The following is a 25,480-nucleotide window of genomic DNA, read 5'->3' as shown; positions in this document are numbered from 1 at the left end:
AGACGTTCGCTTTCGAGTCGGAGCCGTTGAGATACGACGCGAACTGTGTGACCCCTACAACGCGATCCTTTGCGTCCAACTCCCAGAGCGTCTGGGCGGCCGAGGGGTTCGTGGTCGTGATCCGATCCGGCCGCTCACTCAACGTGATTTCTGTTCCCGTTGTGTCAGTCAGATTCATCGGGAAAGAACACGTGTCGCTGGTCGAGTCTCCGTCGACTGCGGCCGTTATGCGGCCCCCGTTATCTGCCGATTCGATTGCGAATACGCTGTCCGCTGGCTGTGCGGCTGCCGTGATACCTGCAGTCCCGCCGAGCACGGAAATGCATAGCAGCCCGACAATCAACACGACGAATCTGTTTCGCATGAATTGTGAATCGAGGATGTGCAATAAAATATTACCTAATGAAAGCCAGCTTGTTCAAGATTGTCTGTATCGAACCGACCGGACCGGTTGTCGAGATATATATAGAGTGTTGATTCACCCGGAGGGCCGTATTGATATCCCAGAATACGATTTATGACTGGCGAATCGGCCGTCTTTTTAAGATGCTAGCCAATCACAGGATATGGCCGAGTTCGACCCCGAGAAGTTCGAAGACAAGTACGCGAACTACTTCCCGCAGCTCCAACGCGCGTACAAGAACGCGTTCAACACGATGAACGATGCCTACGACTCGACGTTGATCCACGCCATCGATCAACAGGTGCTCAACGAAAGCGAGCCGTTCTACAACGCCGACCGCGAAGGGTTCGACATCGAACTGCCCGACGAGCCCTACGAACGGCTGGAGGGCGTCGTCGTCGAGCGCGAGCGGTTCGAAGCCGTCCTCGCGGAGTACACCGACGAGATCGAAACCGAACTCCGGCAACTGTTCCGACTGACCGAGTAGCCCGGGTTCAACCTGAACCAAAGGCCTAAGCCTGTCGCATCCCAATAAAAATCTATGAGTACGGATTCAGCAGCGTCGGACTCCGACCTGAAAGACCGCGTGGTGAACTTCCTGCGCCGCAACTTCCCCCAGATCCAGATGCACGGCGGCAACGCCGCCATCGAGTATCTCGACGAGGAAAGCGGCGAGGTCCACATCCAGCTCGGCGGTGCCTGTTCGGGCTGTGGCATCTCCCCGATGACGATCCAGGCGATCAAAACCCGAATGGTCAAGGAGATCCCCGAGATCGAGCAGGTCCAGGCCAACACCGGCATGGGCGGCGAGCCCGAGATGGGCGAAACCGAGGGGATGAGTCCGTCATTCCCCGGTGAGTCGAGCGACGACGACGGCGGCAACGAAGGCCCACAGGCCCCGTTCTAACGCTGCTTTTTATATTGCATTTGTGTTGGTAGTTTGAGACGCTAGCGATGGCTGGCGTGTTTTAAATAGGCCGTGTGGAGCGAGCCGTCGACAGTCGATAAATCAAATAGTGCGATATCAAATAGGAGTTTGGCGGTCCGCAGACTACCTAACAGCAATCATCAACATCACAGACACTCCCGTAGTCGACGCCGATCTCCTCGGTAATCGCATCATTACATCGACGCAGCAGCGAGTCGAACTCGAACTGCGTCGACTCCCGTTGGGCATTGCGGAGTTCCTCGGCGAGTTCCTCGGCGGCCGCCAGCACCTCTTCGTCGGGAGCGCTCAACAGCACCCACCTCCCGACGACTGGGCGAAGACCATGCCGATCGGCTCGCTGATCACGTCGTTGGTCTCCTGGAGCAACTCGATGAGGTCGGACTCTGCGGCCCGATGGTGTTGGATCGTCTCGTTGTTCGCAAGCTCGGCTTGGAGTTCCTGGAGGTCGGCCATGAGTTCCTGATCGAAGGCCTGTTGTAGCTGTTGCTGCGTCTGTTGGAACTCTGCAAGCAGTGCCATTGCGTCGGCGTCGTTTTCCAGCCGTTCGTTCGCGGCCATGAACTGCTGGTAGGTCTCGCTGTCCTCGATGGCGTCGATGAACGCTTGGAGTTTCGCCTCGACGGCGTCTTCGGCGCTATCGAGTGAGTCGGCGTTGCTCATTGCTGCGGCACCTCCGCGGCCTGCTCGCCGAGCGCATCGAGTCCGGTCACCGCATCGCCGAACGCGCTGAGTTCGTCGAGGCCGATCGGCTCGTCCTGCCGGAGCGGTGCGCCCATCAGAGGTGTCTCGAAGCGATCCTGGATCTCGCCGAGATACTGCTGCTGTTGGGCCCGCCGGTTGGCGAAGAAAGCGTTGTCGCCGTAGGCCTCGGGGAGCAGGTAGTTGGCGACGACGAAGGCGGTCTCGATGCCGACCTGATCATGCAGGTCTTTGGCCGCGCGGTAGGCCTCCATCATCGGCGTGTACTCGGGGGACATGACAAAGGCGAACGAGCTCTTGTCGGGGTCCTGCATCGTCTCGATGACGGTGTCGTACTGGTCGCCCGTGGCGGGGGCCGCGCCCTTGGTCAGCGAGCCGAGATCCATGAACCCCTTCCAGTCCGAGGGGAGTTCGAGGAGGCGGAGCGTGTGACCGGTCGGTGCGGTATCGAAGACGACGATGTCGTAGCCATCCTCCTCGAAGTAGCCCACGAACTTTTCGAGGGCGGCCATCTCCTCGGCACAGGGCGATTCGAGTTCTTCTTCGACGTTGGCGATGGCCGCCTCGACGTCGATCCGGGTGTCCTCCTTCTCGGCGTACATCTCGGTGACGTGATCGAGGACCTGCTGGCGGTACTCGTCGAGGGCTTTCTCTTGGTCGATGCGGGCCGCATCGAGGTTGGCCTGGCTCACCGAAGTCGGTTCGTGGCCCACGGGCTCGCCGAAGATGTCTTCGAGGTGGGCCGCGGGGTCGGTCGTCACCACGAGCGTCTCGTAGCCCGCCTCGGCGAGTTTGGTCGCCGACGTCGCAGCGATGGTCGACTTGCCGACGCCACCTTTCCCGGTGAAGAACAGATAGCGTGTCTCGCCGTCGACCGGCTGGAGCTTCTCGGCGACTGCGTCGGGATCGGTCAGCGAGTCGAAGTCGACCGACGTCTCGGCCGCACCGTTGGGTACGGAGCCGACCTCGACGGTCGCGTCGTCGCCGTCGTAGAGGACGCCACCCACGTCGGCTAGCAGATCGAGTCCGGCGATCTCGCCGGGCTGCAGCGGGTAGGTCGCCATCGCGTCGGCGTCGAACTCGCTTTCGGCGCGCTCGATGACCGCCTGTTCGTCGGCGCGTTTCCCATTGAAGAAGGGGTCCTCACAGACCGACTCGGGCAGATAGCCATTGATAATGAGGAGCTGTGATTCGATACCGAGGTCGCCCAGATCAGACGCGCTCCGCTGGATCTCGTCTATCGAGGAGTCCTCGGGCTTGCCGACGAAGGCAAAGGAGGTTTGCTCGCTGTCTTGCAGCGTCTCGATGGCGTGCTCGTAGTCCTGCTTTCGATCCTCCATCGAGGCGGCGGGGCCGATACAGGTCGAGCCGCCCTTTTCGAGTTCGGCGTTCCAGTCGGAGGGCAGTTCCATCAGCCGGATCGTGTGGCCCGTGGGTGCGGTATCGAAGACGACCACGTCGTATTCGGGACTATCCATGAAGTCGACGAAGTTGTCGAAGGCCGCGATCTCCTCGACACAGGGGCTGTTGAGCTGTTCTTCGACGGCCTGGATCTGCTCGTCGTCGAGCAACTCGCGCATCGGCTCGATGGTTTCTTGGCGGTAGTCCTCGGCGGCCTGATCCGGGTCGATCTCGATGGCCGAGAGGTTGTCAATGTCCTCGATCTCGGTTACCTCGTGGCCGATCTCCTGGCCGAAGATATCCGAGAGGTTCGGTGCAGGGTCGGTCGTCACCAGAAGGGTGTTGTAGTCGTTGTCGGCGAGCCACGTCGCGGTCGCACAGCTGACGGTGCTCTTGCCGACGCCGCCTTTCCCGCTGAAAAAGACGAACTCGGTGTCCGATCCGCTGGGTTCGACGATCGCTCGGGCGTCAGTTGTCGGTCGCGTTGGTGCCATTCAGTGGGCCTCCTGGGGCTGCGTGTGACGGTCGCGCAGTTCGGCCGCCAACTCGTCGTACGAAAGGTACTCTTCTTTGGCGACGATCTCGCCGTCGACGGTCGTGATCGGGAGGATTTCGGGGCCGTGTTCCTCGACGAGGTCGTAGATCGCCTCGGTATTGAGGAACTCGTCGATGTTGTGCTGCATGTTTGCCCGCGAGATCTCGGCATCCTCGAATTCGGCTTCGAGTTGGTCGAGGGCGGCACTCAGCTCGACGAGTTCGTCGTCGGGATCGGGTCCACAGACGCCTGTGGAGCAACACATCGCTTCTTCGTAGAGGTGGATTTCGGTCATGGGTGGAGTCGTCCGCAATCGAGTCCGGATGGTGCGAACCGTGATTGCAGGTCAGCTGGTGTCGGACTCATTTTAGCAGATCGTGAACCGACAACCTAAACATTTCGATGGTAGCTAAATCGATTGTCGATCAAATTGGCCTGTAAAACAGGGCCGAATGTCGAGAGTAGATCAGAACGCGTTTACTGCCGAGTATAGTGTTTTTGCTGTGCAGCGCGTCGATATACGCAACTATAAATTAGTGAATACTAAATCGTTCTGCCGAGAGAGATAGTCTGTTATGTGGCCGCTACAAAAGGTTTAATTTACGTTTGAGTCAACTATGGGTATGTCTGCGAGGGACCGATTACAGCGCTATCTGACCGACGAACGCGGTTCGTGTGGTTCCGAGGCGCTCGAACAGCGACTCGACGAACTCGATGCGTTGGATGCGGCTGTCGGTGGGCCAGATCTCGAATCGGACGTCGACCTGCTGTCGGCGCTATCCAACGAAACGCGGTACAAGATCGTTCGAATCCTGCATACAGCCAACGAGGAGCTCTGTGTCTGTGAGTTCGCACCGTTGCTCGACGTGAGCGACAGTGCGATCAGCCATGCACTCTCCCAGCTCACCGAGGCGGGCCTCCTCACGCGGCGAAAGGACGGCAAGTGGCGCAAATACAGCGTCACGAACCGGGCAACCGCCGTTCTGATTGCACTCGACGGCTCCCGGTCGATCGACCCCTGACGCGGTACCCGCCGTCGTGGGACCCTTGAGATCCGTCCCGAGCGGGATCGACAGCCCATCAGCCGTTCGACGCTCCAACGGAACCGCCATGTCGTACTTATGCGGGCGTCCCGTCGACGCGTCCCATGGGTGAGGCACGTCCAGACCGATCTGCCGAACGTCGTCGACTCGTCCTCAACCCCGTCAGCGGCGGGGCCGATCACGCCGAGACGGTACGGCGGCTGGCGGCGATTCACCAGTTTCCAGTGGTCGAAACCGAACGCGGCGGTCACGGAGTCGAGCTGGCCAAAGCGGCCGCTGCCGATAGCGTCGACCTGCTGGCGGTCTGTGGGGGCGACGGGACGCTTCACGAGGTGGTCGAGGGGCTGGCCGCGGTCGACGCTCTGGATGCGGTGACGGTCTGTGTGATTCCCGCCGGGACCGAGAACATCGTCGCGGGGGATCTGGGCATCGAAACGCTGGGCGAGGGGTTCGAGGTGGCCGACAGCGGCGAAACACGGCGGCTGGATCTCGGCGTCGCAAACGACGAACCGTTCGTCATGTCGGCCATCGCGGGGCTGCCAGCAGACGTGAGCGAGGCCGCAACCGCCGATCTGAAAGAGCGGTTCGGCTCGGTCGCGTTCCTGATCGGCGGGCTCAGAGAAGGGTTTTCGTTCGATGGCCTTGAGGTGACGATCGACGCCAGCGGCGGCAGTGCGGAGACAGCGTGGACCGGTGAGGCGATTGCGGTTCTGGTCGGGAACCTGCGCCGACTCGGGAAGAACGGCGGGCGGGCCGACGCCGAAGACGGACTGCTTGCTGTCGAAATCATCGAGCGAATGCCGCCGGGCGAGGCGGTGCGAGAGGCCATCGAACAGCGATTCCTCGATCGTGACACCCCACACGTGCGGGCGTTACGGACGACCCGACTGGCGGTCGACCCGCTCGGAGCCGAGCCGATCAGGTTCAGTCTCGACGGCGAGCTCCGCGAGTTCGAGACCGTCGAGTTCGGGGTCCTGCCGGACGCCCTCCGGCTGCGGGTCGGCCCGGAGTACAGACCCGAGGGGTGAAGCAAGCCGACGGCAACGGCCATCGCGCTTTAGCGTCGACCGCCGGAACGGACGGTATGGAGAGAGCCGACCGACAGCAACCGACAGCAGCGAGCCAGTCGCTCTCGCGTCGTGCGTTCGTCGCTGGCAGTGCGGGAACCGCAGCAACTGCAGTACTGCCCGGTTCGGGCGTCGCACAGACTGACAGGGAGCCAGTGTTCACCGACGTCGCCATCTCGTCGACGGTGCCGACGCTCGACCGCGACGACTACACCGGCCTGTTCGTCCAGGTCGTCCGGGTGGAGGCCGAATCGGATATCGACATCGGGGTCGAAGCCTGTGGATTCCTCGAATCAAGCGGGGAGACCGTCGCCTACGAAACCCGATTTATCGACCGGATCGAGGAGGATCGGACCTCGACATCGGCGATCGTCTACGCCGACGAGGGCAACGACGATGTCCACGAGGGGAAACTGTTCGTCGTCAACACCCAGGAAGCCTGTTCGGAGGACTTCGTCTCGCTGAATCTGGAACAGATCGGAGCCACGGAAATCGGCGAGGTAGCCCCCGAAGGCAACGGAGGGACGGAGACGACAACGCCCGGCTTCGGCGTTGGAACGGCGCTCCTCGGGTTGGGGGGCGCATCGCTTGTCGCGCTCCGTCGACTGGTCGAGTGAACCCCGGGCGAGTACCGGAGCCAGCGGTCGAACGGCGTCCGGATCGATGTACCCGATAGCTGTGGGTTACTCCAGGAACCAACCCTCATTATACAGCTGTCAGCCAAATTACAGAGTATGTCAGTCGGGCCAACACCGGACGAGATCTTCCGGCGCGCAGTCGACGAGGGCCAGCGACGACTCGATCAGTCGACGCTCGAACTGGTGTCGACGAGCTTTATCGCGGGCTTCACGATCGTCTTCGGGATCGCGGCCCTCGGGGCGGTCGAGGCGCTCGTCGAACCACAGTTCGGCGACGCTGCGACGGTCGCTGGCGCGCTCACCTTCGGCATCGGCGTTGTCTTCCTCGTCGTGGGTCGCGCCGAGCTGTTCAACGAGAACTTCTTCGATCCGGTTGCGACGGCGGTCGACCACGACGAGTCGTGGATCGTCGGGCCGCTCGTCCGGCTCTGGACACTGACGTTCCTGTTCAACTTCGTCGGCGGCGGGCTGTTCGCGCTCGTCGTCGCCGTCGACGGGGCCCTTCCTGCGGGATCGGGACACGTCCTGCGAACGGTCGCCGCACAGATCGCCGGTCGGACGCCGCTCACCGTCTTCGCCAGCGCCATCATCGGCGGGGCGCTGGTCAGCCTGCTGTCGTACATGTTAGAGGGCGTCGACAGCGTCGGCAGCCAGATGGCACTGGCCTACAGCGTCGGCTTCCTGCTGGCGCTCGGGCCGTTCGACCACGTCGTCGTCACCGGCCTCCACGTGTTTCTGGGAGTGCTGTTCGGAGCGCAGATCAGCCCGAACCAGTGGGGTGTCGTCCTCGGAGTCGGGACGATCGGGAACCTCGTCGGCGGGGTCGGGCTGGTGACGCTCAGCCACGTTGCCCAAGTGAGCGGCTCCGAGTCCGACTGAGTGGACGCTACCGGGCGATCAGCACCGAGACCTCGACCGAGCGGGCGACACGGTCGGTCGTGCTTCCCATGAGGTGTTCGGTGATGCCCGACCGGCCGGTCGACCCCAGCACGACGAGGTCGATCCCGTGGTTGGCACAGTAGTCGACGATCGCCTCGTGGGGAATGCCTTCGAGGGCGACCCGTTCGGTCGGGACTCCGGCCTCGGCGGCCCGCGATTCGGCGGCGTCGAGGGCCTCGGTCGCCATCTTGTCGAGGGTGTCGGTCAACTGGCTCGCGATGGCTCCCTCCGCCGAGCCCGACATCTCCGTGCCGAGGTCGACCACGTGGAGCAGGTGAACGGTCGCCCCGAACCGGTCTGCGACCGCGAGGGCCTGATCGACGGCGACCACACTCGCGTCGCTTCCGTCGGTCGCAACGAGGATCTCGTTGTACACGGCCGCCGAATCGGGGCGAAGGCCCAAAAACGGCGTCTAGCCGAATGCCGACTGTTCGACAGCGGTGAGAAAGCGTGGCGATCCGGAGTCGATCTTCCCGAGAGTCGTGTCGATTAGGGCGCGCCAGCGAGGACGAACAGGCTCTCGTCGTCGCCGTTGTGGATCTGGCGCGTGCTGTCGGGGGCGACTCGCAGCGCGTCGCCCGCCTCCATCGGGACTTTCTCGTCGTCGACGGTGACGACAGCTGCCCCCTCGACGAGGACGTACACCTCCTCCTGGCCTTCGTCGGCGTGGTCGTGGGGCTTGCCTTCCCAGCCCGGCTCGCAGGTGAGCAGCGAGACGCCGAGCTGCTCGCACTCCAAGGGCTCCCGCAGGAAGCGGAGCCCGTCGGCGACCGGTTCGACCTCGTCGGTGTCGACTTTGGTGTAGGACATCAACCGGATATTACGCGCCGAGCGGAAAGTGCGCTTCGGCCGAACGGTGCCGACGTGTCTCACGGCTGTCGATTGGGATGTCCCAAGTGTCTTGGGTCGGCCGCACGTACCCGAACCATGGACGACACAACTCGTGAGTGGCATCTCGCCGAGCGGCCGCAAGGAGAACCCGACAGCGACTGTTTCGAACTCGAAGAAGCCGAGGTTCCGGAGCCAGCACCGGGCGAACTCCTCGTCCGCGTGAACTACCTTTCGGTCGACCCTTATATGCGGGGCCGAATGTCGGCCGGAGAATCCTACGCCGAGCCGTGGGAGGTCGGCGACGTTTTAAAAGGCGGCATCGTCGGCGAAGTCGTCGAAAGCAACAGCGAGGCCTACAGCGAGGGCGATCTCGTGACTGGTGAGGGACGCTGGGGAGAGTACAGCCTGCTCGATGCGAGCGAGGTCGCACCTGTCGATCCCGCGGTCGCCGACCAGCCTGCCTACTTGGGCACGCTGGGAATGCCCGGCCGGACGGCCTACTTCGGCCTGCTTGAGGTCGGCGAGCCGAAACCCGGCGACACCGTGGTCGTCTCGGGCGCGGCGGGCGCGGTCGGCTCGGTCGTCGGCCAGATCGCCAAACTGAACGGCTGCCGTGTGGTCGGCTTTGCCGGATCGGACGAAAAGACCGACTGGCTGACTGAGGATCTGGGCTACGATGCCGCGATCAACTACAAAACGACCGACGACTACGGCGAGGCACTCGCCGAGGCTGCCCCCGAGGGCGTCGATGTCTACTTCGACAACGTCGGCGGCCCCATTACGGATGCGGTCTTCACGCAGTTGAACCTCGACGCCCGCGTGGCGGTCTGTGGGCAGATCGCCCACTACAACGCCGAAAGCGTGCCGACCGGCCCGCGGAAGCTCCCCCAGATCATCGCGCCCCGAGCGAAAGTCCAGGGGCTGCTTGTCAGCGACTTCGTCACGCGGTTCGGCGAGGCCAGCGAACAGCTCGGGGAGTGGGTTGCCTCCGACGAGCTGACCCACCGGGAGACGATCGTCGAGGGCCTGGAGAACGCACCCGACGCGTTCCTCGGGCTGTTCTCGGGTGACAACATCGGCAAGCAGGTCGTCCAGGTCGGCGATCGCTCGGCGTAGGCTACGACCGATCGTTTGCGTCGGCCCGCGGCAGGTCGACGACGAACGCCGCCCCGCCCAACTGGCTTGCTTCGGCTCGGATCTCGCCGCCGTACTCCTCGACCAGCGTGGCGACCAGCGAGAGTCCGCCAGTAGCCCCGTTGTTCGTCTCGAAGAGCGGCTGTTGTGCGTCGGGAATCCCCGAGCCATTGTCGCTGATCCGGAGCCGGACGGTTTCCGGCTCGGTGTCGACGGTGACCGCGATCCGTGGCTCGCTGGCATCGTTGTGTTCGGCGGCGTTCTCCAGGAGGTTATCAACGACCGGCCGAAGGCCATCGTTGGCGGCGACGACTGCCTCCGCCGGGAGGTCGGTCGTCACCGAGACCGCAAAGGAGTCCTGGATTCGGTCGGCGAACTCAGTAACGACGGGAACGAGATCGACGGCTTCGAGTTCCGGATCGTCGAGCAGTGTCTCGGTGATCGCGTGGCTGGTGTCGATGCGGACGAGCGCCTCGTCGGCGTTCCGAGCGATGATTTCGGCTGGATCGCGGTCCGAGTCGGCGGCAGTCGGCTGGTCGCCGATGTGGGTGGCGTAGCCGTAGATCGCGGACAGATCGTTCCGCAGGTCGTGACGAATGAGTCGGTTGACGAACGCCAGCGCGTCGCTGACCACCTCGGCTCGCCGGGCATCGGCCCGTGCCTGAGCGTTGTTGTAACCGGCGATCAGCCCCGCAATAGCCCCGACTTCGGCGGCGATCAAAAGCGAGAACACCGGTTCGGTGACGGGGCGGCTCTCGACGGCGTGGACGATAAACATCGCCCCGATGACCCCGAGGAACAGCAGGCCGCCGCCGACTCCCCAGCGCAACACGGAATACTGGCTGTGGGTCGAGAGATCGGCCCCGCTGAGCCGATAGCCGAAGTAGGCAACGGCGAACGCCGGACCCCCATCCAACAGAAAGGCGATCAGGGGACCGACCGAGCCGCCGAGGGCGAGAAACTCGCCAGCGTGATAACTCAGGGAAATAGCAAAGAACAGCGTGCCAAGTGCGACGATGAACAACGGCGAGTTGGCCCGGAGCTGACTCCGAATCACAGCCTAGCAACCGGCAAACAGCCGTTTGAGCGTTCCGGATGCGGAAGATTTCCTGAATGTATTTCATTCCAACATATTCGACGGGATCACCGAACGGTCGCAGGATTCGATGGCGTTTGCCATGTAGTGTCGACGCGCGCATCGAGTCGACTAACTGGGCAGTATCCCTGTCGCTACTCGACGCGTGGTGCGGTGGCGTCGGTTCGGCCGGGGATTTCGATCTCGATTTCGAGTTCCGGCTCGTCCATCCCCTCGTAGTCGACGTCGAGTTCGACCGGTTCGCCGAAGGCGAACGGAAGCTCCCACTCGTCGTCGACAATGGTGAGTTCGTCGTCATCACGGAGCTGTTCGCCCAGAGCGATCAGGAACTCGCCCGCCTCGCTGGCGTCGAGTCGGTACTCCTGTTCAAAGTTGCGGCCGGACCGAATGATCGTTCGCTCGGCGTCGGCTGTTTCATGCTCGGTGTCATGATCAGACATGGTCGAGGCTACCAACGAGCCCGATGAGTAAAGTGGTCCTGATTTAGTTCTCGGCGTTGATCAGTGACGGGAGACGACTGTCGACTGCTGGGGCTGGTTGTCGCGTGACTGCCATGTCCATCGGATGGGATGGACTCGGACCGTTCGTTGGTAGTCGGCACAGCACTCGGAGAGCGTGGCGACTAACACCAGGACGGGATCGGCCGACAGCGGACTCAGGAGTGGGCCTCCCGAACAACACTCAGTGGGCCGCTAGAGGCGGCCGCAGTCGCGGTGAGGCTGAACCGCCACGACGGCGGCGAGCTCTCGACTCGCTCGACGGCCGTAATTCGGAGTCCGACCGTCGACAGTCGGGCGAACAGTTCGATGACCAGCGGCAGGGTGACCACGGCCCCGGTGTCGCTGGCGAGTGGGTAGTCGTCGAGTATCACCGTCCACGAGGCCGCCGCGCAGCTGGCCGACTGGTGGTCGACCGAATAGTCGCCGAGCAGCGCCACCGACTGGAGCGAATCGAGTGCCGATTCGAGCGGGTCCGCCGAGCGGGAGCGACGCCGTACAGACGGTAGGTTCGTCGCTGCAGTCCGGAGCACGTCGGCCTGGTCGTCGGTATCGAGCCGACTGTCGAGTTCGGTGGCGATGCTTTCGATCAGCCGGAGACAGAGCTCGTCGGGATGGTCGACGCGTTCGGCCAGTTCGAGATACCGATCCATGATCGCCCGCTGGAGCATCGAGTGCGAGGAGTCGGCGATCGTCTCGAAGACGACACCGGCGACGGTGTGACAGAAGTCGATCAGCGACGGTTGCGCAGAGACGTGAGTTCGCTGATCGTCCGGCGACCGCACGGCCTCGGTCCGCTGGCAGACGATCACGTCGTAACAGGGAAGCTGTGGGTCGTAGCGGCGGAGTGCCGTGCGGTACTGTTCGGTTGCGGTCGCCGCCGCACGCGCTGTCGGTCGAGAGTCGAACGAGAGCCCGGCGGCTGGCACCGGTCGCTGGCCAGTGCGGCCACAGACGAGGTAGTAGGCCCCCTGCGGGCTGGCGAGCGATTCGATATGGTGGCGGATATCACTGAGTGTCGTGCCGATCATGGGTTGTGAGGCCGGGGCGAGACGTTACAGCTCTCCGTTGATGATGTCTGCAACCCGCTGGCGGTCGAACAGTTGCTCGTCTTCGGGTATGTCTGGGTACGGTCCCTCATCGTACTGTGGCCACACGCCGAAGACATCGGGGAACAGCTGCTTGGCGGTCATCTCCAGCTGGAAGAGGTTGAGAATCGGCCCCTGATATCTGGCCCCCTGTGGGTAGAGTCGGTCGTCCTGGACGGCCGTGATCTCGGCGGCGACCGGATCGGATCTGAACGCCTCCCGTCGCTCCGGCAGGCTCGTCTCCGGCTCGAAGCCGCCGAGCAGGAAGATTACATCGGGGTCAGCATCCAGCAGCGTCTCGAAGTCGACCACCGAGTTCGAGTCGACCTCGCCGTCAAAAGCGTCTCGCGCGCCGAACGGCCGGGTATGGGCGGTCAGAAAGCCGGGATTGCTCAGGGTGTAGGCGTAGATCTGTTCGATATCGGCCGACGCGAGCATGACTGCCGAGGGGCGTTCCGACTCCGGTGGCAGGTCGGCCTCGATGGTCGACAGCAGCTCGTCGTGGATGTCGGCGAGCGCGTCGTATCGGGCCTGCTCCTGGAACAGTTCGGCGACGAGTTCGAACTGCTCCCAGAGCGTGTAGTACTCGTAGCCCTCGGCGTAGGCGGCGGCCGGTTCGGCGTGACGATCACTGAGAGAGTTCCCGAACCACGGCGATACTCTCGTGGCGATCTCCTCGATGTCCGCTTTGTCCCAGCCGTCCTGTTTGGTGATCCACGCCGGGTCCGCGAGGTGGACGTCGCTGTCGAGATCGTAGAGCTTCTCCTTGCTGGGTTCCCACGAGGAGTACAGTCCCGTCCAGTCCACGGAGACACCGGGCAGTCGTTCGACGAACTGGTTCCAGAGCCCGTCGTAGTAGTCGGGGGCGTGCATCGCCGTGATCGAGTCCCCGTGGCCGAGGGCGAAGGCCATCCCCGCGTGATGGGTGAGTCGCGTAAAGACGGTCTCCGGCGGCGAGTCGAGCGTCACCTCGCCCATCGGGGATATCGACACCGTATCGGAGTCGTCGGCAGCGGCCGACGCCGAGTCGGTCGACTGAGTGGTCGACCCCGAGTCATCGCCAGTACAGCCCGCGAGCAGCCCACCGCCGACGACTGTACCGCCGTATCTGATCGTTTCTCTGCGCGTCGGTGCGCGCTGTACCGTCTCGGTAGTTGGCATGGTTTTAGGCTTGCCTAAATAAATAAAACAGTTCCGGTTTTTAGGTGAGCCAAAAATCAGGAGTCGGTCGACTCGGCCTCGCTCCCCTCGTGGCGGGCGCGAATCGGTGTGATGCGAGGGCCACGGTCGGTGCTGTCGACCTCGGCGTCGATCTCGAACACCTCGGCCAGGAGCTGTTCGGTAATCACCTCCTCCGGTGGACCGCGAGCTTTGATCTCGCCGTCCCGCAGTGCGACGATAGAGTCGGCATGGCGTGCGGCCTGCTCGATATCGTGGAGGACGACGACGACCGTAATCTCGCGTTCGTCGCGGAGTGTCTCGATTATCTCCATCACCTCCAGTTGGTGATGTAAGTCGAGGAACGTCGTCGGCTCGTCGAGCAGCAGCACATCGGTATCTTGGGCCAACACCATGGCGATCCACGCCAGCTGTTTCTGGCCGCCGCTGAGACTGCCTACCTGGCGGTCCCGGAGGTGATCACAGCCAGCGAGGTCGATCGCGTTGTCGACCGCACACTCGTCTTCGTAAGTGACGTGTTCGAAAAACCCACGGTAGGGATACCGGCCGTGAGAGACCAGTTCCTCGACAGTAATACTGTCGGGCGAGGTGCTCTCTTGAGAGAGCAATCCGAGCTTCCGGGCGAGCGCCTTGGTGTCGAGGCTGTGGATATCCTGGCCGTCGATCAACACCACGCCGTCGTCGGGAGCTAGCTGGTTGGCGAGGCCCTTCAGCAGGGTGCTTTTGCCGGAACCGTTCGGGCCGACGAGCGCGGTCACCGCCCCCCGTTCGCCGGTGATCGTTTCGCCGTCGACGATCGGGTCGTCAGTGGTTGGGTACCCCAACACGAGTTCCGTGCCAGTGAGCCTCGACGCCGAGCTATCGGTCGATTCGGGGGCCGACGCTGTCGCCGTCGCCTCGGAGTCGTCTTCGTCTCGATTCCGTCCCTGTGTGATCGAGGCGATGGTATCGAACATTAGATCTCACCCATGTGTTGCTGTGTCCGCATCAGATAGAGGAAGTACGGCCCGCCGACCAGTCCGGTGACGATCCCAACGGGGATCTGGTCGGGAGCGAGTGCGAGCCGCGCGCCAGCGTCGGCACCGACCATGAGTGCCGGGCCGACGAACAGACAGCCGACGATCAGTTTTCGGTAATCGCTGCCGACCAGATTCCGGACCATGTGCGGGACGATCAGCCCGACGAAACCGACGATTCCGGCGACTGCGATGCTCGCCGAGGCCGCCAGCACGGCCACCCCAGACAGTGCGAACCGGACCTTTTCGATCGACATTCCCAGCGATTTGGCGGTCTGTTCGCCAAGCAACAGGACGTTACACTGTCGGGAGCCAGCGACACCGAGCAGGACCGCCACGACCGTCCACGGCAGGACGAGCCGAACCTGCTCCCAGTCGGTCCCTGTGAGGGAGCCAGTGGTCCACGCGATCGCCGACTGAACGACGCCAATGTCCTCGGCGAAAAAGAACAGCGCCGTCTGGAGGCTCCCGAAGACGGTGCCGACGATGACGCCAGCGAGGACAAGTCGAACCGGTGAGGTACCGTGTTTCCATGCAATCGCGTAGACGATCAGAAAGGCGAGTGTGCCGCCAGCCGAGGCGATCAGCGGGAGAAACGCCGAGAGGCTCCCGAAGACGACCAACGTCAGCAGGATCAGCAGTCCCGCACCGGAAGAGACCCCGAGGATGAACGGGCTGGCGAGTTCGTTCCGGGTGACCGCCTGAAAGATAGCCCCCGACAGGGCGAGGTTCATACCGACGAGAATCGCGACGAACACCCGTGGCAGCCGAATGTCCCAGACGATCAGGCTCTCGCGGCTCATCTCGGGGAGTTCGCCGCCCAGCAGGAAGGCGTTCCACGCCCGGTGGTTGAACAGCACGTCGGGGTTGAATACGGCCTGCCACGCTTGGGTAATCGTCATCGAGTAGGACCCAAGACTCACCTGTATGAGGCCGCCGATCACCACGACTGCGAGGCTTCCGAAAGCGACCGACAGCAGTTTCGGATCGAACAGCCAGTCGACTCGGCTCCCAGTGGGCCTCGACCGCGTTGCTTGGTCGGTCCCGACCGATGACTCTCGGTTGCTCATTGGGCCACCAACAGCGAGGGCTGTCTCTCAAAAGGCGGTCGAATGGTAGGGCTGTCGATCGATTCGAGCACGCGGCCGTCGGCAGTGACGATAGTGGAGACGTATGCGGTCGGTGTGTCGGTCGAGGCCTTCATACTTTTAGGCCAGCCTTAATCAACAAATGCGTTTCGGAATTTAGGTATACCTAAAATATGACAACTGCATCGCGACACTGCTGTGTTGAGATCACTCACGCCAGTGCTTGTTGAGGGTATCCGACAGTCAAACGGAGTGAACAAACCTATCGGTTGATGGGACAGTACGTGACGGTCAACCCCTACCACAAAGACCACTGCATCCGTTTTACAGAGACAATGGACGAACAGGAACCCCAGATCTGGGAGCTGTCGGCTACACAGTTGGCCAGCGAGATCCGAACTGGAGCCCTCAGCCCCACCGATATCGTCGACGCCTACTTCAACCGAATCGAGGCCGAAAACGACTCGCTCAACGCCTACATCACTGTCACCGAGGACTCGGCGCGGGAGGCTGCCCGCGAGGCCGAGGCAGCACTCGATGCCGACGAGGAAATCGGTCCGCTCCACGGCGTTCCCATCGCGCTCAAGGATCTGCAAGCGATGAAGAAAGGCGTCCGCCACACCTTCGGTTCGCGGCTGTTTGCAGAGTTCGAAGCCCCCAGAACCAGCGTCATGGTCGACCGACTCGAAGCCGCCGGAGCCATCGTTCTCGGGAAGACGAACACACCCGAGTTGGGCCACAAGGGACTCACCCGGAACGAACTTGTCGGGGCGACCGCCTCGCCGGTCGACCGATCGTGCAACGCCGGTGGCTCCTCGGGCGGCAGTGCCGCGGCGGTCGGCGGGAGACTGGCGGCCCTGGCTACCGGGAGCGACGCGGGCGGCTCGATCCGTATTCCCGCCGCATGCTGTGGCATCTTCGGCATGAAGCCCTCCTTCGGGCTCGTTCCCATCGACTCCCGTCCCAACGCCTTCAGCACCAAACGACACCACACCGCACTCGGCCCGCTCACCCGCACCGTTGAGGACGCCGCACTCATGCTCGATGTCGTCGCTGGCCCCCACCCAGCCGATCCAGGATGCGTCCCGGTTGCCATCGACTTCCGGGGCGCAGTTGATCGCCCGATCGACGACGTATCCATCGCCTACTCGCCGGAGCTCGATGTCTTCGAGGTCGACTCCGCGGTACTGGCAGTCGTCGAGGACGCACTCCCGAACTTCGAGGCTGTCGGAGCCACCGTCGAGGAAGTGACGATCGACCACGGATGCTCGTTGGCCGAACTCACCGAGGCGGTCGGTGCGACGTTCAACACGGCGATGCTGGGCGCAGCGGAGGTGATGCGAGAATCGACGGGCGTCGACCTGACAGCCCATCCCGAGGAGGTTAGTGAGAGCCTACTGAAGATGATAGAAGCGGGCCGGGAGTACGAGACGCGGGATGTCGAACTGTCGGGGATCGTCCGCACCCAGCTGTTCGATGCGGTTCAGTCAGTGCTGTCGAGCCACGAAATTCTCGTCACACCAACCATCGCTCGAAGTGGGTTCGGTCTCCACGAGGATCTCGGCCCGATGGAGTGGGACGCGGTGCTGACGTGGCCGTTCAACGTGACGGGCCACCCGGCCGCGTCGGTGCCTGTGGGCCAGACGGACGAGGGCCGTCCAGTCGGGCTCCAAGTGGTGGGTCGGCGCTACGCCGACGATACCGTCCTCGCGGCGAGCGCGGCGATCGAAGCCCAACTGGGTCAGGAGAACTGAAGCTTTTTGCCCCGGTGTGACAATGAGGATTCTATGAACTACCGAGAGGTCACCGTCACCGGCGAGTATATGGCTCGACTCGAAACCGGCGCGGACTGGCGCGAGGAGATCGAAACCCTCGCACGCGATGTCGACGCCGAGGCGGGCTGGTTTTCGGCCCTCGGCTCGGTCGAGGACGCCGAACTCTGGTTTTACGACCAAGATGACAAAGAGTACCAATCGGTAACCTTCGACGAGCCCCTGGAGGTTGCAGCCTGTGTCGGCAACGTTAGTCTCCTGGACGGCGAGCCCTTCGCCCACACCCACGCGGTGCTCTCACGCCGGAACGGACAGGCGCTTGCCGGGCACCTCAACGCCGGAACCGTCTTCGCGGGCGAACTGTATTTCCGCGCGTTCGAACAGCCACTGACCCGCGAGCGGGACGAACAGACCGAGTTGGACCTCTGGCTGTGAGCGAGACGAGCGACGGCCCCGCTGGCGACCAGTCCGAAGCGTCCGAAGAATCCACAAACCGGACGCCGATGCGCGCCGACGACGAGCGGTATTTCGACCGGATCGAGAGCCGACTCGACGAGGCGATGGCGGTCGCCCAGCGCGCCAAAGGCCAGGGCAAGGACCCCGAACCCGAGGTCGAAATCCCGATTGCCCAGGACATGGCCGACCGCGTCGAGAACATCCTCGGAATCCCGAACGTCGCCGAACGCGTCCGGGAGTTGGAGGGCCAGATGTCACGGGAGGAGGCCGCCCTCGAACTGGCGAAGGATTTCGCCGAGGGTCGTGTGGGCGACTACGACAGCAAGGCCGGGAAGATCGAGGGGGCGGTCAGAACGGCGGTCGCCCTGCTCACCGAGGGCGTGGTCGCCGCGCCGATCGAGGGGATCGACCGGGTCGAACTGCTCGACAACGACGACGGCACGCAGTTCGTCAACGTCTACTACGCCGGGCCGATCCGCTCGGCGGGTGGGACCGCACAGGCACTCTCCGTACTGGTCGCCGACTACACCCGGAGTATCCTCGGCCTCGCCGAGTACAAAGGCCGCGAAGAGGAGATCGAACGCTACGTCGAGGAGATCAACCTCTACGACAAGGACACCGGCCTCCAGTACTCGCCGAAGGACAAGGAGAGCCGCTTTATCGCCACAAATATGCCGATCATGCTCGACGGCGAGGCGACCGGCGACCTCGAAGTCTCGGGCTATCGGGATCTCGACCGCGTCGACACCAACGCCTCGCGGGGCGGGATGTGTCTGGTCGCCGCCGAGGGGATCGCCCTGAAGGCCCCCAAAATCCAGCGCTACACCCGCCAGCTTGAGGAGGTCGACTGGCCGTGGCTGCAAGATCTCATCGACGGGACCATCGACGGCGAAAAAGACGACAGCGACGAGGAGGCCGAGGAGGACGCTTCCGACGCCGAAGCCGACGAGGGCGAAAGCGAGAACGGAGACGAGGAGGGCGAACCCGACGGACCAGCGCGTGTCAAACCGAAATCGAAGTACCTGCTCGATCTGATCGCGGGTCGACCCGTCTTCGGCCACCCCTCCGAATCAGGTGGTTTCAGGCTCCGGTATGGCCGGGCGCGGAATCTCGGCTTTGCGACCGCGGGCGTCCACCCGGCGACGATGCACATCATCGACGACTTTCTCGCTACGGGGACCCAGATCAAAACCGAACGCCCCGGAAAGGCAGCCGGCATCATCCCAGTCGACTCCATCGAGGGGCCGACGGTCAAACTGGCGACCGGCGAAGTCCGGCGGATAGACGACCCCGAGGAGGCGCTGGAACTCCGCAACGGCGTCGAGAAGATCCTGGATCTCGGCGAGTACCTCGTCAACTACGGCGAGTTCGTCGAGAACAACCACCCGCTCGCACCCGCATCCTACGCCCCCGAGTGGTGGGTCCAGGAGTTCGCGGCTGCGGGCGCGGACGTCCAAGCCCTCCAGGACGACCCTCACGTCGACCTCGAATCGCCGACCGCAACCGAAGCCCTCCAGTGGGCGACCGACTACGACTGCCCGCTCCACCCGAAATACACCTACGTCTGGCATGATATCCCGGTCGAGGCCTTCGAGACGCTCGCGGCGGCCGTCGCCGACGGCGAACTCCGCGAGGGCGGCGACCTGCTCGTCGTCGAGCGAAGCGAGACGGTCCAGACGAGCCTCGAAACGCTGCTCGTCGCCCACCAGCAGACCGACGAGACCATCGAAATCCGCGACTGGCTCCCGCTGGCCCGCTCGCTCGGCGTGAGCGAGGATCTCACGAAAGAGTGGGACGAGTTGTCGGCGGACGCGAGGACGTGGGACGGCGGCGACAACGCCGTGAAGGCAGCCAACGAGGTCGCCCCGTTCGACCTCCGGGAGCGTGCGCCGACACGGATCGGCGCGCGGATGGGTCGACCCGAGAAATCCGAAAAGCGAGACCTCTCACCGGCAGTCCACACGCTGTTCCCGATCACCGAAGCCGGGGGGAGCCAGCGGGACGTGGCCGCCGCCGCCCGGGAGATGGACGAGCAGGGTCGTCGCGGCGTCCACAGGATGCAGATCAACCAGCGGCAGTGTCCGGACTGCGAGACCCAGACGTTCAAATCCCAGTGTCCGGACTGCGGGGTCCACACCGAGCCCCACTACGAGTGTGAGGACTGCGAGGTCGTCTGCGAACCCGACGAGGCGGGCCGGGTCGAATGTCCACGGTGTGAACGCGAGGTCACCGCCGCCGAGTGGCAGGAGGTCGACCTCCGAAAGGAGTACCGCGGGGCCCTCGAATCGATCACCGAACGCGAGGGGAACTTCGAGATTTTAAAAGGCGTCCAGGGGCTCACGTCGGCGAACAAGACACCCGAGGCCATCGAAAAGGGGATTTTACGGACGAAACACGGCGTCTCGTCGTTTAAAGACGGGACGGTTCGCTACGATATGACCGACCTGCCGGTCACGGCGGTCAAACCCGAAGAGCTCGACGTGACCGCCGACCACTTCCGCGGGCTAGGCTACGAGACCGATATCGACGGCGACCCGCTGCGGCATGACGATCAGCTGGTCGAACTCAAGGTCCAGGACATCGTCCTCTCGGACGGCGCGGCCGAGCACATGATCAAAACCGCGGACTTCGTCGACGACCTCTTAGAGCGGTTTTACGGCCTGCCCGCCTTCTACGATGTCGACGAACGCGACGATCTCGTCGGCGAACTCGTCTTCGGGATGGCCCCCCACACGAGCGCGGCAGTGGTCGGGCGGGTGGTCGGCTTTACCAGCGCAGCAGTCGGCTACGCGCATCCGTACTTTCACGCCGCAAAACGGCGCAACTGCGATGGTGACGAAGACTGTGTGATGCTGCTTATGGACGGGCTGTTGAACTTCAGCCGGGAGTTCCTGCCGAACAAGCGTGGTGGGCGCATGGATGCGCCCTTAGTGATGTCCTCACGCATCGACCCGGCCGAAATCGACGACGAGGCCCACAACATGGACATCGTCGAAAACTACCCCAAATCGTTCTACGAGGCTACCCTCGAAAAGACCGACCCCGAGTCGGTCGACATCAAAATCGGCGAGGACACCCTCGGCACCAAAGACCAGTACCGCGGCTTCAACCACACCCACTCGACGACGGACATTCACATGGGGCCGAGCCTCTCGGCGTACAAGACGCTGGGCTCGATGATGGACAAGATGGACGCTCAACTCGAACTGGCCCGCAAGCTCCGGGCGGTCGACGAGACCGACGTGGCCGAACGCGTCATCGAGTACCATTTTCTTCCTGATTTGATCGGCAACCTCCGGGCGTTTTCGAGCCAGAAAACGCGGTGTCTCGACTGCGACGAGAAGTACCGCCGGATGCCGTTGTCGGGCGAATGCCGGGAGTGCGGCGGCCGGGTCAACCTCACGGTCCACCAGGGGTCGGTCAACAAGTATATGGACACCGCCATCGAGGTCGCCGAGCGGTTCGGCTGCCGGGAGTACACCAAACAGCGGCTCCGCATCCTGGAGCGCTCGCTTGAATCCGTCTTCGAGAACGACAAAAACAAGCAGAGCGGGATTGCGGACTTCATGTAGTGGTTGGGAACCACTCCCGAACCCCCTCCGTTTCGGGTGGAGATTTGTAGCCGACAGAACCAGTCGACCGACATAACGACCCGTTTCGGTCGATAGTCGACGAAAGCTACCGTTTAACACACTTATGCGACTGCTGGCCGTAGCCGGAACCATGAGTGAATCAAATAGCCATCCGGCAGACACCGATCAGACACCGAAGCTCGTCGGTGAAACGGTGTTCGACGCGGACGGAGAGCCGCTGGGCGTGGTCCGGAGCCTGACCGACCACGGGTTCGTCGTCTCGACCAGTCCCGACGCTACCGGCGGCCCGCAGTCGACCAGCGGCGAGTTCGGCGAGGCCTACCTCATGTGGCGGTGTCTGGAGTGCGGCGAGATGGGCGAGATCGAACAGATGCCCGACCGGTGTCCGAACTGCGATGCCGAAAAAGAGTCGCTGTACTACTGGACTGAGGACTGATAAAAAGGCTACAGACAGGTCAACACCACTCGGCGAGCACCGGCGCGTCGGTCTCGGATACCGAGAGCCACGCGTCATCCCGGCTGATGTCCGCGATGATATAGGAAGGACTACTAGAGGAAGCGTCGATCGAGGCCATCACCTCGGCGTCCGAGCCATCGGCAACAGGTGTGTGTTCCTGTGGCATGGTTGTCTCTCACACTCTGACGTATATAAACGTGTCGAAAGGTAATGTAACTATCCAGTATCGACCGCCAGCAAGGCGGGGCGGCGTTCGGTTGATACAAGAGGCTGGCCGACGGTACGCGAACTATGCACGTAGTCGACGCGATGACACCGCGGTCGGAGCTGGTGACCGTCGAGCTGCCCGGCACCCGCGACGACGTCCTGGAGTACCTACAGGAACATGGCTTTTCGTCGGTCCCGGTCGTCAAGGATAGCGACGGGAGCGAGGTCTACCGCGGACTCGTCTCCCGAGACGACCTGATCGACCGCCCCGACGAGGATCAGTTGGCACTCCTGATGCGTGAGGTGCCGACGATCACGACCGAGGCGGATATCCACGAGGCCGCCGGGCTCATGCGCGAGGAGACCGCCCGGCGGCTGCCGGTCGTCGAGGCCGACGACGAGACCGCACTCGCCGGAATTCTCACACTGACTGATGTGGTTCGGGCGATCGCCCGCGAAGAGATCGACGGCGACCGCGAGGTCGGCGAGCTTGCCACGCAGGATATCAACACCACCTACGTCGAGACTCCCCTCGCGGTCGGCGAACGCGAGATCTACTACGCGAACGTCCCCTACACCGTGGTCCTCGACGACGAGGGGAACATGACCGGCATCCTGACCGAGGTCGATATCGTCGAGGTCGCCCGCGTGGTCGAAGGCGAGGACGACACCGGCGAGTCGATTGCCGAACAGGATTCCGAATGGGCCTGGGAAGGAATCAAGGCGGTCGGCAACAGCTACTTCCCGACCCGAAACGTCGAGATCCCGGCCGAACCCATCGCGGAGATCATGACCGAAGACGTGGTGACGATCTCCCGAACCAAGACCGCCACGGAGGCCGCCCAGGCGATGATCAAAAACGATATCGAGCAGATTCCCCTGCTGGCTGGCGGCGAACTCGTCGGCATCGTTCGAGATATCGATCTCCTGGAGGGGCTCTGATGGCCGAGCAAAACGAGCTCATGGAGCTGGCCAAACGCCGCGGGTTCTTCTTCGGTTCGAACGGAGCCTACGGCGGAACCGCTGGCTTCTACACCTTCGGCCCGGAGGGCGCGTCGCTCAAACACAACGTCGAATCCGCCTGGCGCGACCAGTTCACCGTCCGGCTCGGCAACGACGAGATCGAAGCGCCGACGATCATGCCCGAGGCCGTCTTCGAGGCCTCCGGCCACCTCGATGGGTTCGACGACATGCTCGTCGAGTGCGCCGAGTGTGGTGAGAGCCACCGTGCCGACCATCTGATCGAGGACGCCGTCGAAGGAATTGAAGACGCCGAAGCCCTCGGCGTCGACCGCGTCGAGGAACTGATCCGCGAGCACGATCTGGCGTGTCCGACCTGTGGCGCGGACCTCGCGGGCGAGCCGGTCGAGGATTTCAACCTCATGTTCGAGACCTCGATCGGCCCCGGCTCGGGCCAGCCCGGCTATATGCGCCCCGAGACGGCCCAGGGCATCTTCGTGGAGTTCCCGCGGCTCAAGGAGTATGCCCGCGGCCAACTCCCCTTTGGCGTCACCCAGATCGGCCCGGCCTACCGCAACGAGATCAGCCCGCGGCGCGGGATCATTCGCGTGCGCGAGTTTACACAGGCCGAGTTGGAGCAGTTCATCGACCCCGAGGAAGACGAACCACCCCTTGGAGAAGTCGACGATGTCGAGGTGACGCTCTACCCCGCAACCGAACAGAACGCCGACGACGGTGACTACGTCGACACGACCATCGGCGAGGCCGTCGAGGAGGGGATCATTGGCTCGCCGTGGGTCGCCTACTATCTCGGTATCGCCCAGGAGTGGTACGAGCGCGTGGGCGTCGACATGGATCGGTTCCGGTTCCGCCAACACCTCAGCGGCGAGCGGGCCCACTACGCCGCCGACTGCTGGGACGCCGAAAGTGAGATTTCGGGCAACTGGATCGAGATCGCCGGCTTCGCCTACCGCGGCGACTACGACCTGACCAAACACGGCGAGTACTCCGAGGACCGCTTTACGGTATTCAAACGGTACGACGAGCCGATCACCGTCGAGAAAGCGGTCGTCGACCCCGATATGTCGGCGCTCGGCCCCGAGTTCGGCGGCGCTGCGGCCGACGTGGCCGAAGCGCTCCAGGAGCTCGCCGACGAGGACCCCGAGGCCTTCGAGGGCGACGAGGTAACCGTCGATGTCGATGGCAAGAGCTACACGGTTGACACCGAAGTCGCCAACTTCAGCGTCGAGGAGCAGACCGAATCGGGCGAACACATCACGCCCCACGTCGTCGAACCCTCCTTCGGGGTTGGGCGGACAGTGTATACGCTCTTAGAGCACGGCTACAGCGAAGACGAGGTCGACGGCGAGACGCGGAGCTACCTCTCGCTTGCGCCCGAAATGGCCCCGACCAACGTCGCGGTCTTCCCGCTTGTCAGCAACGACAGCGAGCTGGTCGAGGTGGCGACCGAGGTGTCGGGAAGCCTTCGGGAGGCAGGCATCTCGGTCACCTATGACGATTCGGGCTCGATCGGCCGCCGCTACCGGCGACAGGACGAGGTCGGCACGCCGTTCTGTGTCACCGTCGACCACGAGGGCCTCGAAGGCGACGGCAAGCAGACAGTCACGCTCCGCGAGCGGGATTCGGCCACCCAGATCCGGCTGCCGGTCGACGACGTGGCAGGGGAGCTGGAGGCCATGCTGGCCGGAGACCGCTCGTTCGACGAACTCGGCGATCGGTACGACGACGTCGCAACCGACGTGACGACAACGTGAGCCGGAGTCCGAGATGAGCGAGTACGGTCGGCGGGCGGTCCACGCCAGCGGGGTCGGGATGCCACTGCTGTATCTGCTCGATCTGGCGACGTGGAACCAGCTGCGGTACTTCATGCTCGGCGTGACAGCCGTGGCGTTCGTTTTGGAGTTCCTCCGGCTCGTCGTCGGGCTGAACCACTGGCTCTACGACGAGCTCACCCGCCCCTACGAGGCCGACAGCGTGGCTGGCTACGCCTTTTATATGCTGAGCGTCACACTGGTCGCGGTGACCTTCGGGCCGAGCGTCACGCTTCCGGCCGTCCTGATGCTGGCGGTCGCCGATCCGATCAGCGGCGCGCTGAGCGACAACGGGGCCCACGAACACAAGCGCCCGGCAGTGATCGGCGCGACTTTCGGACTCTGTTTCCTGCTCGCGGTGCCGTTTACGGCTGCATGGAGCACCCCTGCCGCCGGTGCGGCCGCCGCGGCCGGTGGCGCACTGTTGGCAGCGATCGCCGACGGGATCAAGCCGATCATCCGTGGAGTGGCCGTCGACGACAACCTCACGATCCCGCTGGCCGCCGCGGTCGGTATTGCGGGCGTCTTTTGGCTGCTCGGCGTCGAGACCGGCTTCGATCCGCTCGGCTTCTGAGCGGCTCCGTTTATAAATCCGGAATC

28 protein-coding genes and 1 pseudogene are annotated in these 25,480 nt (G+C 63.5%); 14 read left to right on the top strand and 15 right to left on the bottom strand.

The annotated features are described in order from the left end of the window. Window positions 1-364, bottom strand: a pseudogene (locus NO877_RS16950) (PGF-CTERM-anchored ABC transporter substrate-binding protein); the annotation flags it as partial. 202 nt (window positions 365-566) lie between these two features. Between NO877_RS16950 and NO877_RS16945 the strand changes: the two are divergent. Next, a complete protein-coding gene (locus NO877_RS16945) occupies window positions 567-890 on the top strand; it encodes a DUF5783 family protein (protein WP_256397539.1) in 324 nt (107 codons plus the stop codon). A 54-nt stretch (window positions 891-944) separates the two neighbouring features. Beyond that, window positions 945-1,310: a NifU family protein gene (locus NO877_RS16940; protein ID WP_256397538.1), complete on the top strand. Its 366-nt coding sequence runs from the start codon at window positions 945-947 to the stop codon at window positions 1,308-1,310. A gap of 148 nt (window positions 1,311-1,458) precedes the next feature. On the opposite strand, the gene hcsS is transcribed toward NO877_RS16940, so the two are convergent. From hcsS to arsD, 4 genes are read right to left on the bottom strand one after another with little or no spacing between them, the layout of a single operon-like run. Then, complete coding sequence (gene hcsS, locus NO877_RS16935) at window positions 1,459-1,647, bottom strand: halo-CC-star protein HcsS (RefSeq protein ID WP_256397537.1); 189 nt, start codon at window positions 1,645-1,647, stop codon at window positions 1,459-1,461. Beyond that, on the bottom strand, window positions 1,638-2,012 hold the full coding sequence (gene hcsL, locus NO877_RS16930) for a halo-CC-star protein HcsL (protein ID WP_256397536.1): 375 nt from the start codon (window positions 2,010-2,012) through the stop codon (window positions 1,638-1,640). The genes hcsS and hcsL overlap by 10 nt, the downstream gene beginning before the upstream one ends. Next, a complete protein-coding gene (gene arsA, locus NO877_RS16925; RefSeq protein WP_256397535.1) occupies window positions 2,009-3,946 on the bottom strand; it encodes an arsenical pump-driving ATPase in 1,938 nt (645 codons plus the stop codon). Before arsA ends, hcsL begins: the two co-directional genes overlap by 4 nt. Continuing rightward, window positions 3,947-4,282 (bottom strand): arsenite efflux transporter metallochaperone ArsD, encoded by a 336-nt coding sequence (gene arsD, locus NO877_RS16920; RefSeq protein ID WP_256397534.1) that lies wholly within the window; start codon window positions 4,280-4,282, stop codon window positions 3,947-3,949. It abuts the gene before it with no gap. Between the two features lie 328 nt (window positions 4,283-4,610). On the opposite strand from arsD, the gene NO877_RS16915 reads away from it, so the two are divergent. From NO877_RS16915 to NO877_RS16900, 4 genes are all read left to right on the top strand, one after another. Further along, window positions 4,611-5,009: an ArsR/SmtB family transcription factor gene (locus tag NO877_RS16915; protein ID WP_256397533.1), complete on the top strand. Its 399-nt coding sequence runs from the start codon at window positions 4,611-4,613 to the stop codon at window positions 5,007-5,009. Window positions 5,010-5,134: 125 nt separating this feature from the next. Beyond that, on the top strand, window positions 5,135-6,058 hold the full coding sequence (locus NO877_RS16910) for a diacylglycerol/lipid kinase family protein (RefSeq protein WP_256397532.1): 924 nt from the start codon (window positions 5,135-5,137) through the stop codon (window positions 6,056-6,058). 56 nt (window positions 6,059-6,114) lie between these two features. Next, window positions 6,115-6,714 carry a PGF-CTERM sorting domain-containing protein gene (locus tag NO877_RS16905; RefSeq protein WP_256397531.1) on the top strand — a complete coding sequence of 200 codons (600 nt, stop codon included), beginning with the start codon at window positions 6,115-6,117 and terminating at the stop codon, window positions 6,712-6,714. A gap of 117 nt (window positions 6,715-6,831) precedes the next feature. Further along, window positions 6,832-7,614, top strand: a complete 783-nt coding sequence (locus tag NO877_RS16900) for a formate/nitrite transporter family protein (protein WP_256397530.1) — start codon at window positions 6,832-6,834, stop codon at window positions 7,612-7,614. A 7-nt stretch (window positions 7,615-7,621) separates the two neighbouring features. On the opposite strand, the gene NO877_RS16895 is transcribed toward NO877_RS16900, so the two are convergent. Then, window positions 7,622-8,050, bottom strand: coding sequence for a universal stress protein (locus NO877_RS16895; RefSeq protein WP_256397529.1), 429 nt, complete (start codon window positions 8,048-8,050; stop codon window positions 7,622-7,624). 113 nt (window positions 8,051-8,163) lie between these two features. Beyond that, on the bottom strand, window positions 8,164-8,484 hold the full coding sequence (locus NO877_RS16890) for a cupin domain-containing protein (RefSeq protein WP_256397528.1): 321 nt from the start codon (window positions 8,482-8,484) through the stop codon (window positions 8,164-8,166). A gap of 117 nt (window positions 8,485-8,601) precedes the next feature. Between NO877_RS16890 and NO877_RS16885 the strand changes: the two genes are divergently transcribed. Then, on the top strand, window positions 8,602-9,621 hold the full coding sequence (locus tag NO877_RS16885) for an NADP-dependent oxidoreductase (protein WP_256397527.1): 1,020 nt from the start codon (window positions 8,602-8,604) through the stop codon (window positions 9,619-9,621). 1 nt (window position 9,622) lies between these two features. On the opposite strand, the gene NO877_RS16880 is transcribed toward NO877_RS16885, so the two are convergent. The 7 genes from NO877_RS16880 to NO877_RS16850 form a co-directional block, all read right to left on the bottom strand. Continuing rightward, window positions 9,623-10,696, bottom strand: a complete 1,074-nt coding sequence (locus tag NO877_RS16880; RefSeq protein ID WP_256397526.1) for an ATP-binding protein — start codon at window positions 10,694-10,696, stop codon at window positions 9,623-9,625. A gap of 173 nt (window positions 10,697-10,869) precedes the next feature. Further along, the gene (locus NO877_RS16875; protein ID WP_256397525.1) at window positions 10,870-11,175 is read right to left on the bottom strand and encodes an amphi-Trp domain-containing protein; all 306 of its coding nucleotides are present in this window, start codon (window positions 11,173-11,175) and stop codon (window positions 10,870-10,872) included. 215 nt (window positions 11,176-11,390) lie between these two features. Then, a complete protein-coding gene (locus NO877_RS16870; RefSeq protein WP_256397524.1) occupies window positions 11,391-12,263 on the bottom strand; it encodes a DUF7551 domain-containing protein in 873 nt (290 codons plus the stop codon). A gap of 24 nt (window positions 12,264-12,287) precedes the next feature. Beyond that, window positions 12,288-13,481: an ABC transporter substrate-binding protein gene (locus NO877_RS16865; RefSeq protein ID WP_256397523.1), complete on the bottom strand. Its 1,194-nt coding sequence runs from the start codon at window positions 13,479-13,481 to the stop codon at window positions 12,288-12,290. Window positions 13,482-13,537: 56 nt separating this feature from the next. Then, window positions 13,538-14,455 carry an ABC transporter ATP-binding protein gene (locus NO877_RS16860; protein ID WP_256397522.1) on the bottom strand — a complete coding sequence of 306 codons (918 nt, stop codon included), beginning with the start codon at window positions 14,453-14,455 and terminating at the stop codon, window positions 13,538-13,540. Beyond that, window positions 14,455-15,585: a FecCD family ABC transporter permease gene (locus NO877_RS16855; RefSeq protein ID WP_256397521.1), complete on the bottom strand. Its 1,131-nt coding sequence runs from the start codon at window positions 15,583-15,585 to the stop codon at window positions 14,455-14,457. The genes NO877_RS16860 and NO877_RS16855 overlap by 1 nt, the downstream gene beginning before the upstream one ends. Continuing rightward, window positions 15,582-15,719, bottom strand: coding sequence for a hypothetical protein (locus tag NO877_RS16850; protein ID WP_256397520.1), 138 nt, complete (start codon window positions 15,717-15,719; stop codon window positions 15,582-15,584). The genes NO877_RS16855 and NO877_RS16850 overlap by 4 nt, the downstream gene beginning before the upstream one ends. Window positions 15,720-15,938: 219 nt before the next feature. Here NO877_RS16850 and NO877_RS16845 point away from each other — a divergent pair, with 219 nt between their 5' ends. The 4 genes from NO877_RS16845 (at window position 15,939) to NO877_RS16830 (ending at window position 21,860) form a co-directional block, all read left to right on the top strand. Then, window positions 15,939-17,357, top strand: coding sequence for an amidase (locus tag NO877_RS16845; RefSeq protein WP_379826927.1), 1,419 nt, complete (start codon window positions 15,939-15,941; stop codon window positions 17,355-17,357). Window positions 17,358-17,390: 33 nt separating this feature from the next. Further along, complete coding sequence (locus tag NO877_RS16840) at window positions 17,391-17,810, top strand: PPC domain-containing DNA-binding protein (protein ID WP_256397518.1); 420 nt, start codon at window positions 17,391-17,393, stop codon at window positions 17,808-17,810. A 68-nt stretch (window positions 17,811-17,878) separates the two neighbouring features. After that, window positions 17,879-21,403, top strand: a complete 3,525-nt coding sequence (locus tag NO877_RS16835; RefSeq protein WP_256397544.1) for a DNA polymerase II large subunit — start codon at window positions 17,879-17,881, stop codon at window positions 21,401-21,403. A gap of 151 nt (window positions 21,404-21,554) precedes the next feature. Then, on the top strand, window positions 21,555-21,860 hold the full coding sequence (locus NO877_RS16830; protein ID WP_256397517.1) for a DUF7130 family rubredoxin-like protein: 306 nt from the start codon (window positions 21,555-21,557) through the stop codon (window positions 21,858-21,860). A gap of 19 nt (window positions 21,861-21,879) precedes the next feature. Here NO877_RS16830 and NO877_RS16825 read toward each other — a convergent pair whose 3' ends face one another. Beyond that, window positions 21,880-22,047, bottom strand: coding sequence for a DUF7556 family protein (locus tag NO877_RS16825; protein WP_256397516.1), 168 nt, complete (start codon window positions 22,045-22,047; stop codon window positions 21,880-21,882). Between the two features lie 125 nt (window positions 22,048-22,172). On the opposite strand from NO877_RS16825, the gene NO877_RS16820 reads away from it, so the two are divergent. From NO877_RS16820 to NO877_RS16810, 3 genes are read left to right on the top strand one after another with little or no spacing between them, the layout of a single operon-like run. Beyond that, entirely contained in the window at window positions 22,173-23,030 is an 858-nt protein-coding gene (locus tag NO877_RS16820) for a CBS domain-containing protein (RefSeq protein ID WP_256397515.1), read from the top strand. After that, a complete protein-coding gene (gene glyS / locus NO877_RS16815) occupies window positions 23,030-24,823 on the top strand; it encodes a glycine--tRNA ligase (protein ID WP_256397514.1) in 1,794 nt (597 codons plus the stop codon). The genes NO877_RS16820 and glyS overlap by 1 nt, the downstream gene beginning before the upstream one ends. Before the next feature lie 13 nt (window positions 24,824-24,836). Further along, window positions 24,837-25,454: a dolichol kinase gene (locus tag NO877_RS16810; RefSeq protein WP_256397513.1), complete on the top strand. Its 618-nt coding sequence runs from the start codon at window positions 24,837-24,839 to the stop codon at window positions 25,452-25,454. The last annotated feature ends 26 nt before the right edge of the window (window positions 25,455-25,480 follow it).

Origin of the sequence: Halohasta litorea (genome assembly GCF_024494645.1) — an archaeon.
GTDB lineage: Archaea > Halobacteriota > Halobacteria > Halobacteriales > Haloferacaceae > Halohasta > Halohasta litorea.
The sequence above is the reverse complement of the archived record's forward strand: the minus strand, read 5'-3'. Positions and strand labels throughout refer to the sequence as shown.